At 46.6% G+C, this 15,218-nt stretch carries 15 protein-coding genes and 1 rRNA gene; 14 read left to right on the forward strand and 2 right to left on the reverse strand.

Annotated elements, in window-relative coordinates; genetic code table 11:
* The first annotated feature begins 25 nt into the window (after positions 1 to 25).
* The 14 genes from flgK to EKG38_RS15270 all read left to right on the forward strand — a co-directional run bounded on the left by flgK (position 26) and on the right by EKG38_RS15270 (position 11,973).
* Positions 26 to 1,399 (forward strand): flagellar hook-associated protein FlgK, encoded by a 1,374-nt coding sequence (gene flgK / locus EKG38_RS15205; RefSeq protein ID WP_126521079.1) that lies wholly within the window; start codon positions 26 to 28, stop codon positions 1,397 to 1,399.
* Positions 1,400 to 1,411: 12 nt separating this feature from the next.
* The gene (flgL, locus tag EKG38_RS15210) at positions 1,412 to 2,329 is read left to right on the forward strand and encodes a flagellar hook-associated protein FlgL (protein ID WP_126521080.1); all 918 of its coding nucleotides are present in this window, start codon (positions 1,412 to 1,414) and stop codon (positions 2,327 to 2,329) included.
* Between the two features lie 9 nt (positions 2,330 to 2,338).
* Entirely contained in the window at positions 2,339 to 3,364 is a 1,026-nt protein-coding gene (locus EKG38_RS15215) for a hypothetical protein (RefSeq protein ID WP_126521081.1), read from the forward strand.
* A gap of 353 nt (positions 3,365 to 3,717) precedes the next feature.
* Complete coding sequence (locus EKG38_RS15220; protein WP_126521082.1) at positions 3,718 to 4,512, forward strand: flagellin N-terminal helical domain-containing protein; 795 nt, start codon at positions 3,718 to 3,720, stop codon at positions 4,510 to 4,512.
* A gap of 391 nt (positions 4,513 to 4,903) precedes the next feature.
* Positions 4,904 to 6,283: a flagellar filament capping protein FliD gene (fliD, locus tag EKG38_RS15225; RefSeq protein WP_126521083.1), complete on the forward strand. Its 1,380-nt coding sequence runs from the start codon at positions 4,904 to 4,906 to the stop codon at positions 6,281 to 6,283.
* Positions 6,284 to 6,296: 13 nt separating this feature from the next.
* Positions 6,297 to 6,677 carry a flagellar export chaperone FliS gene (gene fliS, locus EKG38_RS15230; protein ID WP_012004194.1) on the forward strand — a complete coding sequence of 127 codons (381 nt, stop codon included), beginning with the start codon at positions 6,297 to 6,299 and terminating at the stop codon, positions 6,675 to 6,677.
* A complete protein-coding gene (fliT, locus tag EKG38_RS15235; protein ID WP_126521084.1) occupies positions 6,646 to 6,972 on the forward strand; it encodes a flagellar protein FliT in 327 nt (108 codons plus the stop codon). The genes fliS and fliT overlap by 32 nt, the downstream gene beginning before the upstream one ends.
* Positions 6,962 to 8,116 carry a flagellar hook-length control protein FliK gene (locus tag EKG38_RS15240; RefSeq protein WP_126521085.1) on the forward strand — a complete coding sequence of 385 codons (1,155 nt, stop codon included), beginning with the start codon at positions 6,962 to 6,964 and terminating at the stop codon, positions 8,114 to 8,116. Before fliT ends, EKG38_RS15240 begins: the two co-directional genes overlap by 11 nt.
* A 15-nt stretch (positions 8,117 to 8,131) precedes the next feature.
* Positions 8,132 to 8,590 carry a flagellar basal body-associated FliL family protein gene (locus EKG38_RS15245; RefSeq protein ID WP_126521086.1) on the forward strand — a complete coding sequence of 153 codons (459 nt, stop codon included), beginning with the start codon at positions 8,132 to 8,134 and terminating at the stop codon, positions 8,588 to 8,590.
* A 9-nt stretch (positions 8,591 to 8,599) separates the two neighbouring features.
* The gene (locus EKG38_RS15250) at positions 8,600 to 9,322 is read left to right on the forward strand and encodes an RNA polymerase sigma factor FliA (RefSeq protein ID WP_012004190.1); all 723 of its coding nucleotides are present in this window, start codon (positions 8,600 to 8,602) and stop codon (positions 9,320 to 9,322) included.
* A gap of 15 nt (positions 9,323 to 9,337) precedes the next feature.
* Entirely contained in the window at positions 9,338 to 10,195 is an 858-nt protein-coding gene (gene motA / locus EKG38_RS15255; RefSeq protein ID WP_126521087.1) for a flagellar motor stator protein MotA, read from the forward strand.
* Entirely contained in the window at positions 10,195 to 11,205 is a 1,011-nt protein-coding gene (locus EKG38_RS15260) for a flagellar motor protein MotB (RefSeq protein ID WP_126521088.1), read from the forward strand. The genes motA and EKG38_RS15260 overlap by 1 nt, the downstream gene beginning before the upstream one ends.
* The gene (locus EKG38_RS15265) at positions 11,202 to 11,618 is read left to right on the forward strand and encodes a PilZ domain-containing protein (RefSeq protein ID WP_126521089.1); all 417 of its coding nucleotides are present in this window, start codon (positions 11,202 to 11,204) and stop codon (positions 11,616 to 11,618) included. The genes EKG38_RS15260 and EKG38_RS15265 overlap by 4 nt, the downstream gene beginning before the upstream one ends.
* A 67-nt stretch (positions 11,619 to 11,685) precedes the next feature.
* Positions 11,686 to 11,973: a hypothetical protein gene (locus EKG38_RS15270; RefSeq protein WP_126521090.1), complete on the forward strand. Its 288-nt coding sequence runs from the start codon at positions 11,686 to 11,688 to the stop codon at positions 11,971 to 11,973.
* A 7-nt stretch (positions 11,974 to 11,980) separates the two neighbouring features.
* On the opposite strand, the gene EKG38_RS15275 is transcribed toward EKG38_RS15270, so the two are convergent.
* Together EKG38_RS15275 and rrf are read right to left on the reverse strand one after the other, a co-directional pair.
* Entirely contained in the window at positions 11,981 to 14,380 is a 2,400-nt protein-coding gene (locus tag EKG38_RS15275) for a putative bifunctional diguanylate cyclase/phosphodiesterase (protein WP_246033175.1), read from the reverse strand.
* Positions 14,381 to 15,099: 719 nt separating this feature from the next.
* Positions 15,100 to 15,215: ribosomal RNA gene (gene rrf / locus EKG38_RS15280) — 5S ribosomal RNA — on the reverse strand.
* Between the last annotated feature and the right edge of the window lie 3 nt (positions 15,216 to 15,218).

Genomic DNA, 15,218 nt, shown 5'->3' on the forward strand with positions numbered 1-15,218 from the left:
AGAAACGACTGAAAAAGGATACGAGATGAGCATGCTAAATATTGGTATGTCTGGGCTGAATGCGAGTATGGCTGCCCTGAATACGACCTCAAACAATGTTGCCAATGCTATGGTGCCGGGTTATTCACGCCAACAGGTGATGATGAGTTCTGTCGGCAGCGGAACCTATGGTGGCGGCGCTGGGGTCATGGTTGATGGCGTGCGACGTATTTCGGACCAGTATGAGGTGGCTCAGCTGTGGAATACCACCAGCGATGTAGGCTTCAGCAAGGTGCAGGCCAGTTATTATGGTCAGGTTGAGCAAATTTTTGGCTCTGATGGTAACAACATCTCTCAGGGTCTGGATCTGCTTTTCGCCTCCCTTAATTCGGCCATGGAGCAACCGAATGAGATAGCCTACCGCCAAGGCGTATTGAATGAAGCCAGAGCATTAACGCACAGGTTTAACTCCATCAGCGAAGGGGTTAATGCACAGTTAACCCAGATCGAAGGCCAGCTCGGTGCTTCTGTCAAAGAGGTGAATGCTCAACTACAGACTATCGCCAACTTCAATGCTGAGATCCAGGCATCCGGCAACAACGGTAATGTGCCATCCTCCCTGTTAGATGCCCGCGATGCCGCCGTGGATGATCTGGCCGCCATTGTCGATATCAATGTGGTCGAAGACTCTAATGGCATGCTCAACATCTCTCTGGCTCAGGGACAACCTCTACTGGCAGGCACCACAGCGTCGACCTTGAGTGTCTCACCCGATCCCAATAACCCGGGAATGAGCAAAATCTCCATTCAGTTTGGTCAGTCGAGTTTTCCTGTAGATGAAAGCGCGGGGGGGAGCTTAGGTGCCCTGCTCGATTACCGTGATAACAGCTTAATGGACTCGATAGCCTTTATCGATGAGCTAGCCATGACCATAGCCGATGAGTTCAATGCCGTACTGGCGGGTGGCACAGATCTTAACGGCAACACACCGACCCAAGACCTATTTACCTACGATCCGAATAACCCTGCCGGCAGCCTCAAGATGACCTCAGGGTTTACCGCCGAAATGCTGGCATTCGGCCAGGATGGTACCCCGGGCGATAACAGTAACCTCAAGGAGTTGGTCGAGCTGGCAAACAAAAGTTTCACTTTCAACTCCATCGGCGCAGACACGACTCTGGGTGATGCCTTTGCCAGTAAAATTGGTGAACTGGGCTCCGCCTCTCGTCAGGCTCAGATGAACGCCGACACCAATGTGAAGTTGCAGATGGAGGCTCAGTCCCAGTGGGCAAGTACCAGCGGCGTCAATATGGACGAAGAGGCAGTAAACCTGATCATCTATCAACAATCCTATCAGGCCAACGCCAAGGTGATATCGACTGCCGATCAACTATTCCAAACCATTCTCAACAGCATTTAAGGGCATACGATCATGCGTGTAAGTACTCAAAACATGTACAGCAGTAACCTCTACAACCTGCAAAATACCACCAGCGATCTTGCCCGTCTCAACGAGATGATGTCGACAGGTAAATCACTCCTTCGCCCGTCAGACGATCCCATAGGTTCAGTCAAGGTGATCGGCAGCGAGCGTGACATGGCGGCAACCAATCAGTACCTCAAGAATATCGACTCTCTAAGTACTAGCTTCGGCCGCGCAGAGAGTAACTTATCAAGCATGACCGAACTGCAGAGTCGTATGCGAGAAATCACGGTCGCGGCTAACAACGGCAGCCTTTCTGCCGAAGACAGAGCAGCCTACGCCGCGGAGATGAATGAGCTACTCGACGCTCTCACCGACACCATCAATGCCAAAGATGAAGGGGGTAACTACCTGTTTTCCGGCAACCTGACTGATACCCCGCCCATATCTGTAGATGCCGGCGGTAATTATGTCTATCAGGGGGACTCCAGCCACCGCGAAGTGCAGGTCTCAAGCTCTTCCTGGATGCCAGCCAATGTGACAGCCCAGGAGTTTATCTTCTCCAATGGCAGCACAGATATCCTCAACCAGACAAAAGAGTTTATCGCCATGCTGGAAGACCCCACACTATCTCCCGGAGATCCGGCATTCGATAACGTAGCAGAAAGCATGCTGACGACCTTAGACGACACCTTAACCAGTATCAGTGGTGCCATGACTGACATTGGCGGAAAACAAAACAGCTTAACTCTGATACAAGGTTCTCACGAAGAGATGGTGCTGTTTAACAAGGAGGTTATAGGCGAAACAGAAGGACTCGACTACGCCCAGGCAACAGCCGAGTTCAACGTCAAGCTCACCACACTCAAGGTCACCCAGCAAACGTTCGTGCAGGTCAGTCAACTATCGTTATTCGGGCAGATGTAAGAAATAGATATGGTTAATGGAATTTCCGATAGCTTAAATGTCCAGCAACGTAGTCAACCCCTCGTTGCTGCAACAAGCGACAGGCATCAAAGTAAGGCACCAAAGCCTGCTCAACTCACTGCAATTCCCTCCCATAGGCTGGAGAGCTATGCACGCTGGGCAAGAGTCACCCAGGGACAACATAAAATTTCGGCTTTCCAAGTGGCGGAGCAAGGCCTTAAACAGATTTTTCATCTGTTAAAACAGCTCAAGCGGCTAGCGCAGAGCACTATCAGTTTAAGCGGAGAGAGTCGTAATGCTCAAATTAAGGCGGCAACGTCATTACAACTACGCCTCTCACAACTTAGAGTTGAATATCAAAATAGGCCACTTCTGGATCACCAGTTAAATCTCATCTCGAAGAAACGTCCTCCGGCTCCCCGTCAGTTTGTACTGAGGTCGATTGAGCTGGCTCAACCTAAGCCAAGAGATGAGCGCATACAGATCCAATCTGACAAGGACTCTATCTCTATTTTACTTCCGGCAACTGCCTCCAAAGCGACCCTTATCGGTCGCCTCTGTGAAGCGATGCAAAGTCTTGAGATCACGATTCCCGCTCCTCACTCTGAGACGACAGTGTTCAATTGTAGTGATGAGCGTTGGCAGAAGATAAAAGCTGGAATTATGATGACCGGGAAAGGGCAGAGACTGCCCGCCGGAGAAGCCAGAACCATAAAAGTTGATGAAATACTCACCTGGCAGGACCCAAGAGAGTGGCGCTTAGTGAGTAACGAAGATCTCAAGAAAACGGTGGTTAAAATCAATAAGTCTCTGTTTAAATTGGAACAACAATTACGAGAATTATCGCAAACAGCGAATAAAGTTCAACGTCAACTCCATAAGGCCAACAAAGAAAATGATTTTGATTATGAGCTAAACAAAACACTCAATAGCCTCGAACGTTTAATGCAAGCGACCCCTTTCACACTGCAGATGACTTCGGTGATGGCCCAGGCTAATGTCACCCGCTCTCAGGTATCTTCACTTCTGAAATGAGTAAGCCAAGAAGGCTTGGGGGCCGATATAGAGCCAAGAGAGACTATATTAAGCAGCCAAGCCTTCCAGGCCGGAAATCTACGCGGCTAAAGCCTCTCCTACGTGGAGAATGCCTGACTCCAACAATGACTCAAGCCCTCAAGCTAGATTCTGAAACAAGTTAATAATGACTAACAATCCCCCCCTCCGTCTCCCTCCCCCTCAGAAAACAGATAAAAACAATCCAAAATAAAACAGCAACTTAGATTGGTTCGTTCATCTTTTTTCAATAACAACTTTCAGTTTTCTAACTCGATGTCGTTTTATTATTTATGAGACACAACGAATGATTTGAAAATTTTAAGGAAGACATTATGTTATCTGTTATGACAAACAATGCGTCAAACATCGCGCAGAACTCTGTAAACAAAAACAACGACCTACTTAGCAATGCCATGGAGCGTCTATCTACGGGTCTACGCATCAACAGCGCGGCCGATGATGCTGCCGGCCTGCAGATTGCAACACGTATGAACGCTAACGTAGTTGGCATGGAAACGGCTAACCGTAACGTATCTGATGCGACCTCTATGCTACAGACTGCCGACGGCGCATTAGATGAACTTAGCACTATCGCTAACCGCCAGAAAGAGCTTGCGACTCAAGCGGCTAACGGCGTGAACTCAGATAAAGATCTTGCAGCACTTGATGCTGAATTTCAGGAACTATCTAAAGAAGTAACACGTATCGTTACTGATACCGAATACTCAGGTAACAAGCTGTTTGCAGAATTGGAAGCGGGCGTTACCTTCCAAATTGGTGCATCAAGCGGTGAAACTCTAGATGTAAGCACAAATGCAGTTACTGCAGTAGCCGGCGACCTTAAAGCGGGTGCTAATGCCGCTATCGATCTTGTTGATACCTTTATCGATGAAGTGGGTGCAGAACGCTCAACCTTAGGTGCTAACATCAACCGCCTGGGTCATACAGCTTCTAACCTGGCTAACGTCACCGAGAACACTAAGGCCGCAGCAGGTCGCATCATGGACACTGACTTTGCTGTTGAAACAGCAAACATGACCAAGAACCAGTTATTGGTTCAAGCCGGCACAAATATCCTATCATCAGCCAACCAAAACACAGGTTTGGTAATGAGCCTGTTAGGTTAATCCTGACACGAGAAGCATTGCGATATAGCACCGCATATAGGGGCCTAGTGGCCCCTTTTAAATTTACGCAATTTGTCTTGCCCCCACCTCCAATGATCTTATCTCGTTCACCGACATCATCATCCGATCTTTATTCTGGTTTTTCTCCTGCTTTTATTCATCCCCGCTTTAGAGCAAAGCCTCCCAGGTCGCCTTATTAAGAGTTAAGCAATAAACGTGCGTCGAACTCCTCTTCAGTGACCTTGTACGGAAGTTCCACTTCCCCCCGGTAGTAACATCTACGGAAGAGAATGCGACACACTCACCAGACGAAACAAATAAAGAACAACAAAAACAGAACCTTAACTATTGGCACAAAGCTTGCCATGTCCCTTTGATTGGAGGAGAGATAATGATTTCAGGTATGAGTGGATCCCAGTTTGCAGAACAACTCATCGGCGCTGAGCGAATGGGTAAAGATCAGCTGTATCAGAGCAATATGACTAAGCATCAGACCCAGTTGGATGCCTATGAAATACTCGAAAAAAGCCTGAATCAGATGACCAGCAATCTGGAAAAACTCGATGGCGATGCCTTCGACAGTAAGACCTCGACCATAAGCGATGATAACGCATCGATCACTGTCGAAAGCGGTGCCGCAACGGGGAGCTATGACCTCTATGTCAAACAGCTGGCTCAGGCCCATCAGGTATCCAAGAGTTTCAGTGGTGAAGATGCACCACTCCCCACCAGTGGCGAGCTCACTATTCAGGTTGGGCCAGATGCGGCAGACACCTTAACGCTGGATATGGCGGTATATAACCCTAGCGGTAACGCCACGGTCTCCGATCTCACCGGGATGATCAACAGCCACCCAGATAATCCGGGCGTACAGGCTTCATTGGTGCGTACCGGCGGCCAGGTTGAGCTCATGCTCTCCTCTACAGAAACCGGCGCAGACAGCACTATCGACGTAAAAATGGATGGTTCTGATTGGGGGATGACCGAGCGCAGAGCAGCACAAGATGCCGAATTAACCCTCAACGGTATCGATATAAAGAGCAGCAGTAACTACCTGAATAACGTCATCGATGGTGTGTCTATTGAGCTCAATAAAGCCCACGGCGTGGGCGAAAGCAGCACCATAAAAATAGAGTCAGATACCGATGCCAGTGAGCAGGCGGTTAAAGATTTTGTCGACAGCTTCAACGAGCTGATGGATCAGATAAACCAACTGACACGTTCCATGGGAAATGCGGTGTTGGACGACATTAACGACGACAAAGACAAAGATAAAGACAAGGATGACGACGATGATGATGACGATGACGGCCCCTCTTCAGTCACAGAAGATCAACTCGGCGCGTTAAAAGGCGATTCGAGTGTCCGCATGCTGCAAAACAGCATGAGAAGCGCCATCTTCGATCCAGCGTCAAACGGGATGCGTCTATCAGATATCGGCATTGAGATGACGCGTGAGGGTAAATTAGAGGTAGATGAAGACAAGCTAGCCAAAGCCCTGAAAGATGATCCTGCTGCAGTAGAAGCCATGTTCACCGGCGGCGATAACTATGTCGACAGAATAGACGGCATCATCGATCCCTTCACTAAATCCAACGGCTATTTAGACCTTAAACAAGAGAACCTGGATAAGCAGATCACCCGAGTCGAAGACAACATGGCTCGTCACGATTACCAGATGGAGCAGAGGTATCAAATCTACCTCGCACAATTTACAGCAATGGAGGCCACCATCAACCAACTTAACTCGGCCAGCGCATTGTTTTACTAAGGAAATTAAAATTATGTTGAATGAGCATGACCCCTTTAATGCATACAAACAGACCAGCCTCGATGCCAGGGCTGCAGCGGCGAATCCTCACGAGATGGTACGCATGTTACTCGATGGGCTTTTAGATGAGATAGAGCGGGCAAGCGGCTTTATGCAGAGGCGCAGTTTTGAGGATAAAGGTAAGAGCATTAATAAGTGTCTCAACATAGTACACGGACTCGGATCTATGCTCGATTTAGAAAATGGCGGTGAAGTTGCCAGTGGGCTAAACCGCCTCTATGACTACTGCAGCCGTCAACTCGTTACCGCTAGTGTTGAAAATAACACTCAAGCTTTAGAACCCATTACCAAGGTAATTTCGAATGTCAGAGAAGGCTGGGCCAACCTCAATTGAACTGTGGAAGCGATTTGAAACGGCGCTGCTGGAGCATGCGAACGCTGAAGATTGGGACAAGGTGGTAAAGGTGAATGCATTGATGGTTCAGGCACTAAAAAAAGCAGGTAAACCGGCGACGAAATCACAACTCGTAGCCCGTAAAGCTCTGGCAACGACCCACGCCAACATACTGCAGAATCTGCATCAGAAAAAAGACAAGTTACAGCAGGATATCCACCAATTTAAGGGGCAACAAGATGGCCTTGCCGCTTACCAACTCACCCGCTTAAGCGGAGAAATTAATGATATCTAATGTAATCGACTTAAGCTCGGGCATAGGTGGAACAAAAGACTCTTTGACAGGGACTAAGATCGCCAATTCGCAACTGGAACAAGAGTCTGGATCGCACGCTAGCTACTCAGCGTATGCCACTTCAAGCACAGATGAACGGATACCAGAGCAAGAAGCGGCGATCTTATCTGACTCTCCCCCGGATGGAGCCTTAAACCTATTCATTTCACCCGCACAACCCCAGATGTCGACGACCCAATCCGGTCAGACGTCACCCGGTCAATTCATGATATCCGGTGAATACCGGGCCTCACTCAACCCGTCAGATGTTGAGGCGCTTAATCGATTCTTACACTTAGGTAGTGATCAGAATCAGACTGCACCTCCCTTCGTCACACCGACTACTCTACAAAGCGGAACTTACTCAGCTTTAGATGCAAGAAAAACAAGCTCATATGACGCTGCGCAAGTATCACACCTGCAGACACAGGCAAGTAAAGCGAATGAAACACCGCTTTCACTAAATCAGCCCCAAACATCGGCTCTGCCACTACCTGAGCTGCCGGGAGGTAAACATCAATTATCCTCACAATTTAGTGCGAGCCTTTCCGGGGGCAACAACGCCAACCTACACTTGCCTGTGGCCCTGACGGAGTCTCGTCTACTCGATGCGAATGAAACCAGTGCTCAGCTATTAGCCGGCGGCCATAGAACTCAAGCCCCCGTAAGTCAATGGGGACCGGTACCCGTCACTTCAGCAGCACCATTCGCTCAACAGGCCCAAGAGATGCTTTCGCCATTACGGGAGCAGATCCGATTTCAGGTAGACCAGCAGATAAAACAAGCGGAGTTGAGACTGGATCCCCCCGAACTCGGCAAAGTTGAGCTGAGTATCCGATTGGATGGAGACCGACTCCACATTCAAATGCATGCCGCCAACGCCTCCGTTCGAGACTCGCTATTGATTGGGTTAGAGCGCTTACGTGCCGAACTCGCTATGGATCATGGCGGGCAGATAGATGTCGACATTAATCAGGGCAAACAGGAGCAGAGAGAGTCCTCTCCCGAAGCCTCCTCTATTTCACTGGCACGTGGCGATGAACCAGATAATCACAGTACAAAACATGACAGTCAACAGAGTCATCAAATCGATCTGTTAGCCTAATTTAGGAGCTTTAAAATGGCATTTGGTAATAGTAGCGTTAGCAAAAAATTTTCATTCACGTTTATTATTTTTTTATGGAGCGCTGGAGTATTTTGGGTCGGATGGCAATCACCAAGCATTATTGGCGGCCCATTTGTGACTCAGGAAAAAGAATCGAATACAGCAAAGTTTTATCCATTAGACCGATTTGTAATCTCCGTACCAGGAGACAAATACCCCCACTATCTGCTTCTTGAGATGGCACTTAAAAGCAGCTCACCAAATGTAAGCCGTACCCTGAAGGAAGCCGATCCCCTCGTCAGAAATTCACTGATGAAGATGTTTTCCCGGAAACATTTCAACCAGCTCAATGACTCTCATCAGCTCGAAGCGCTCCAAAAAGAGGCGCTGGTCCTGCTTTCAGGGGTACTTTCCGACAACCATTACTCCATAGAACTCGAAGATGTGCTCTTCACTCGTATGGTTATTCAGTAGGGGAATAGGATGAATTCGGGTCAATTAGCCTACCAAGAAGCAAGCGATGAGCAAGTCCCCAACAGACTCAGCGAAAATCAAGTGATGAGTCAATATCTGCCTCTGGTGAAGCGTTCTATCTCTCAGCTTAGAAGCCATTGTGGAACGGTACTCGCCATAGAAGATATGGAACAGATAGGAATGATGGCACTTCTCGAGTCATCACGCCGTTATCCGGGTGAATACGATAATGGATTTATCTCCTATGCCGGTCAGCGTATTCGAGGAGCCATTCTTGATGAGTTAAGGCGTCAGGATTGGCGTCCCCGCCCCGTCAGACAGCAAGCCCATGAGCTGAATGATACGGTACGAAAATTAACTCGTTTACTTGGGCGAGAGCCGAGTGATATCGAAGTGGCTGAGGCCATGGGGCTCAACAGAGAGGAATATAGAGAGCGCCTCTATGCCTCACAATCTGAATCAATGAAGAGTCTGGATGACATGTTGAGTGTCGGTGCTCACTTTCCTGATAAAACCAATGTCATTGAGCAATTTTCCGTCCAAAAGACATTAATCAAAGCAATATCCAAATTAAGTAAAAGAGAACAGCTAATTCTGTCGCTTTATTATCAACATGAACTCAATTTAAAAGAAATTGCAGGAACACTGGGGTTAACTGAAACGCGGATTTGTCAGCTCCACAAGCAGGCAGTGAAGCACCTTCAAGAAATCTACCAACAGTGGGAACGTTAGAGGCAGGAAAGCGCTATGAGTAAATTATTAGGATTACTAATTATTCTACTATCAGTATTTGGTGGTTATGTTTGGGCTGGCGGAAATTTAAGTTCATTATGGCAACCTGCTGAAATATTAATAATCTTCGGTGCAGGTGTCGGCTCCCTTATCATTGCCAACCCTAAAGCTGTGCTTGCCGATATGTATACTCAGTTACGTGAACTACTTTCTGTCGAAAAGGAAGATCCTGAACTCTATCCTCAGCTATTTGGATTGATGGGAATGTTAATGAGTCAAATTCAGTCACAGGGGCTGAGAGTACTCGATGAGCACGTAGAGAAACCCAGAGAAAGTTCACTCTTTCTCATGTATCCAACGGTACTCGAACATCCCAATGTACTGCAATTTTTAATCGATAATCTACGGCTTCAGTCCATCGGCAAAATATCTCCCCACGATCTGGAGCATATCTTAGAGGAGGAGATCTACCGAATTGAGGAAGATAGGTTAAGACCGGCCCACGCTCTGGCCAGAATTGCAGAAGCGATGCCAGGCTTCGGTATCTTAGCCGCTGTCATGGGGATCATCATAACGATGTCCAACATTGATGGGCCTATCACTATGATTGGGGTGAAAGTAGCTGCAGCACTGGTAGGCACCTTTATCGGAATTTTTGCCTGTTACTGTCTATTTGAACCAACATCTAAGGCACTGGAGCATTTAGTTGAACGAAAGTCAGCTCAGCTTCGCTGCGTTGCCGCCATGCTTACCTCATTTGCCAAAGGCAAGCCTCCCATGATTGCCATAGACGCCGGTAGAAAACAGATCCAAAGCGAAAACCGTCCCACATTTATCGAGCTTGAACGTTGGATGGTGGAGCAAAAAAGCTGATGGCGATTAACAATGAACCTTTAATCATTAAGAGACGAAGACGTCAGAAACGGCCCGCAACCCATGGCGGTGCATGGAAAGTCGCGTTCGCAGATTTTACCCTCGCGATGATGGCTCTGTTTATGGTTTTATGGATCTTACAAATTGCCGATCAGCAAGAACGAACCATGATAGTGCAATATCTTAATGGAGACATGTTTGCCTCTGGCTCAATAAATCCCTTCGACTTAAGCCAATCGCCATCCATGATCGATCTCCAGGGATCTATCGCATTGCAACAAGCCATTATCCCTGCGACCGGAACCGGAGTCGAGAAAGCCGGGCCGGCGATACACAACCATATTCCAGTTGGCGAAGATAACGCCAAAGCGGGCAGAGGGCCCGAGCTTAACTCATTAGTCCCTGGAAAATTTGAGACTCAGGCTCAACTCGAGTTTTTAGCCAGAGAGGTCGATAGTGTAATAACAGAGGTTAATCTCTCGGCAAATGTAGAAATTAAAGTCGTCCCTCAAGGTGTAAGGATACTGATCCACGATAACGTACATCAGTTTATGTTCACCAGAGGCAGCTCAAATATGAAGCCCTACTTTGAAGACCTGCTGATGGCACTAGGTCCATTATTAGGAGGAGTTGAAAATAAAATCAGCATCTCAGGACATACCGACTCCACCCCTTATGCCGGAAAAACGTTCACCAATTGGGAGTTGTCGAGTAAGCGAGCCCTGTTAGCCAGACGCGTATTGGAATACGGTGGCGTAAAACGACATCAAATCATTCAAGTAACAGGTATGGCAGATCAATCTCCATATATCCAAAATGATCCGGCGGCGGCTGCAAATAGGCGAATAGAGATGTTGGTACTAACCACATCTGCAGAGAAACAGATTAGAGAGATGACTGGGTTACCAAAAGATGAAACGCCATCATCACCAGAACTAAAGCATGCTCAACAAACAGCCGAAGCGAATCAACCCAGGACACGATATCCACAGCAGTGGGTAACCGAATGAATCAATTTGATGAGTTTATCTCTACCGATAAATCTAAGAAGACAAAAAAAGCCAGCCAAGATAATCGACAACATATCCGGCTTAGCTTAAGAAAGAGTGCTGATGAAAACTTAGCCCTTGCCTGCGACGGTGTCACTGTCAACCTGCTAGATAAAAACTGGCTACAGAGCCACAGGTTGGGTATCGCTAATATCAAAGATATCGGCTTCGGCGGCGTAGGATTAATCACGGCTACCTCTCTGGATAAAGGCCAAGAGGTCTACATAGATATTGATGGATATAGAATGTTAGTCAAAATCTGTCGAACAAAAACCATCAACAGCAAACTTAATTTTCTGGGTGCTCGATGGATATCGACAGATGAAGAAAAAATTATCTCTATGATCAATAAAGTTCAGCCAGCGTTGATTTAAGCACACCTCTCCGATCTCCGAGGTAGGGAATCCAGATAACAAATGATTATTGTATAGGGAGGTTACAATGGCGACTCCACATAGGCGCAAGGGACCCGATGGACTTCAAAAAGCGTTTCTTTACCTGATTTTACTCGACTGGTTTATGCTCTTTTATATATCGACTGAAATGAGACATATGACCTTTAGACACGGCGTGTTGGCTTCATTAATGCTGACGATGTTCAACCTGATTCTGGTTAACCTCTGTTTTCGTCGTGCCAGACGCTCAGGCGACACTTACTTGCTATACCCAGTCATAGCAGGGGCATTACTCTCGTTTATCTTGATGTGTTACTTTTTCTTTTTTGATTAATCGCTCATTAACTTGCTGACTGAAGGGATAAGTCCTTTCCGGATTTAACCGCACGGATAAAATCATCTGCCGTTAATGGTCTATTAAACAGATAACCCTGGAAAGTATCACAATCATGCAGCAACAAGAACTCATACTGCTGTTGAGTCTCCACGCCCTCGGCGACCACCTGCAAATTCAGACTATGAGCCATAGTAATAATCGCGATAACAATTGAATTAGAGGCATCATTAACACCAATTTGACTCACAAAGGCGGCGTCAAGTTTCAGTCTAGAGAGAGGCAGACTTTGTAAATAGCTCAAAGAGCTATATCCGGTACCGAAATCATCGATAGCAATGGATATGCCAGCCTCTTTCAATACCTCCATACGCTGTCGGATGATATCCAGATTTGTCAGCAGGGCATACTCCGTCAATTCAAGCTCTATAATTCCAGCTGCGAGTCCCTGCTGACGAATAACGTCCAACAGAGTCTCGACAAAGTCATCATGATTAAATTGTCTGGCGCTAACATTTATGGCAATAGAGCCCAACTCAACATTCTCACCTTGAAGTCTTTTAATATATTGGCACGTCTCTGATATAACCCAATGCCCAATATCCTGAATAAGCTCACTTCCTTCAGCAATAGGGATAAACAACGAGGGGGGAATATTGCCTTTTTCCGGATGCTGCCAGCGTAATAATGCCTCAGCACAAATAATTTCTCCTTCGCGATCGACAATGGGCTGGTAAACCAGTGAAAGCTGGTTCAATTCAATGGCATTTTTTAACTCACTCTTGATAAGTAAACTATTTTGCGCCACCCGCTCCATATCAGCACTATAAACAACATGAGCGTCACGTCCCTGCTCTTTGGCTTGATGCATTGCCAAATCAGCATGTTGCAATACCTGTTCAGGATCGATATCTGACAACTTATCTAAAACACAAATACCCACACTGGCTGAAATGTTCAGGGTTTGATTATTGATATGAAAGCTTCTACCTATCATCTGCCTGATCTGGCTCGCCAGAGCCATAGTACGTCGCTTTGCGACACTCGGATCGTCAGATAGTCCTTGAGCAAGAATGACAAACTCATCGGCACAGAGTCTAGCGATCAGCGCATTGTTTGAAAAATAACTCGATAATCTGGCGGCAACTTGAATCAACAAGCGATCACCATGATGATGACCCAGAGCATCGTTGATCATCTTAAAATTATCAAGATCGATGACAAACAAGGCAACAGAACCTGATTGCTTGTGCTCTTTAATACGATAAAGCTCATCTAACAAGGCTCGTCGATTGGCCAGGTCAGTGAGAAGATCATGATTTACCTGATGCGTGATGGCCTGCTGGTTTCTTACATCGTCAGATACATCCGTGTGAGTGCCAATCATTCGAACAGGTCTACCTTTTGAGTCCCAGTCGACGATCATCCCTCGGTCAAGCACCCAAATGTAATGACCTGACTTATGCTTTAGCCTGTGAACACTTTCAAACTCTTCCACTTCACCATTCAAATACTTGTGCAGGGTATTTAAAGCTTCGGCTTTATCTTCAGGATGAAGCATTGCCTGCCACGTCTTAAGCTCATCTTTTAGCTGATCAGAGTGATACCCCAGCATCTCTTTCCAGCGATCGGAGAGAAACACCTCATCGGTGATTAAATTCCAATCCCAGATACCATTCCTTGAAACTTCAACCGCAAATAGCCACCTTTGTTGACTATCATTCAACTGTTTCTCACTAAGTTGAAGTTTTTCGTAAAAATCGGAAAGGTGACTCTGAATAGCAGCAACTTCACTAAACAATGAGGCTATGGGCTTATTAGAATCTTCAAGCTCTTCAGAACGAGCTCTGTTCGTTACAGCACTCGCTTGCAGGCTTAATGCCTTAAGTGGACGAACAAGGTAAAAGTGTAGCAGCACTAAAAAGATCATCAGCCCAAGTAGGTGTATTCCCGATGAGCGAATAGCACTACGCTGGACATCTTTGTGCACCGCATTTATCAGGGGGGCTATGTCATATTCTAAATAGATAAGGTCATGCAGATCGGAACTGTTTTCTTGAAATTTTATATCTAAAGGGTAATAGGCTTGAACCGCTAAGCGCTCAAGGTTTATTGCAATATACGGTCTATTGAGACTGGAAACTTGCTTATGAGTCACTGGATCATAGCCATCAATAACATCCACCGCCTTGCTGTTCCGCCAAACGATATGGTTTGCGAACCGAATATTACTGGCTTGGTTGAGTATGGTATAAACCATGATATTGAAATCTGTTGCCGCGAGAGCAATCTCCTGCTCTATTCTGGCCGAGTCTTGGATAGCTAACGCTGATTCTACAATATGCTGCATTTTTATCAGGTGCTGTTCAATACGTGTCACTTCACCCGCAATCGCTTCACGCTGCATTTCGCTTCGCTCATAGAAAAAATCTACACAAGTTAGACAGCAGTATAGCGTGAGAGCAAAAATCGGAACGACAAAGACCAAAGAGGGTCGACTCAATTTCAACAAAAGTAAAGTTACCCTGAGTGAATGACAAAAAGCACACGTAAAGCTTATGCTAACGGTTATTCAGTATATAGGCAAAAGGCTGAGAGATTAAAATTTAAGGTAAATGTAAACATGAGAGTAATTGAACGATTTTATGGGTATTGAAGGTTCTAGCCAATAAACAATACCCATCCCCTCTGTACAAGCGTGCTTTAGCCGCGAAGCTTTCATCCACTTTACAACCGTGAATCAAGGCACTCGGTAATCCTAAGCATCAGATGTAGGAAATGCTTTAAATGTACAATTTATTGGGATATAGGTGCCACAAGCCCATGGAGGATTGTCGAAGGCAGAATAGTGCACGACTATATGGATATAGAGGTACGATTAATGTCAGGGACAAAGCCCAGGGCAATTATCGAGAACAAGCGCCTGTCATGGTCAGCTTAGAAACTAGATAGAAACTATGGACCCTGACCGCCATGGATGGCGGAAATGCCGTTAATGCATGGATGCAATTAACGGCCACATCGACGGAGTCGCTACGGGCTGCATGTGAAGTAGATGCTTTCGCGGAGCGTATATACGAAAAAAGCCCTAGCGTTTTCTGCTAGGGCTTTTTTCGTGTATTAGGCGCCTGGAAATGACCTACTCTCACATGGGGAGACCCCACACTACCATCGGCGCGATTGCGTTTCACTTCTGAGTTCGAGATGGGATCAGGTGGGGCCACAATGCTATGGTTTCCAGACTA

Source organism: Shewanella canadensis (genome assembly GCF_003966225.1).
Classification (GTDB): domain Bacteria; phylum Pseudomonadota; class Gammaproteobacteria; order Enterobacterales; family Shewanellaceae; genus Shewanella; species Shewanella canadensis.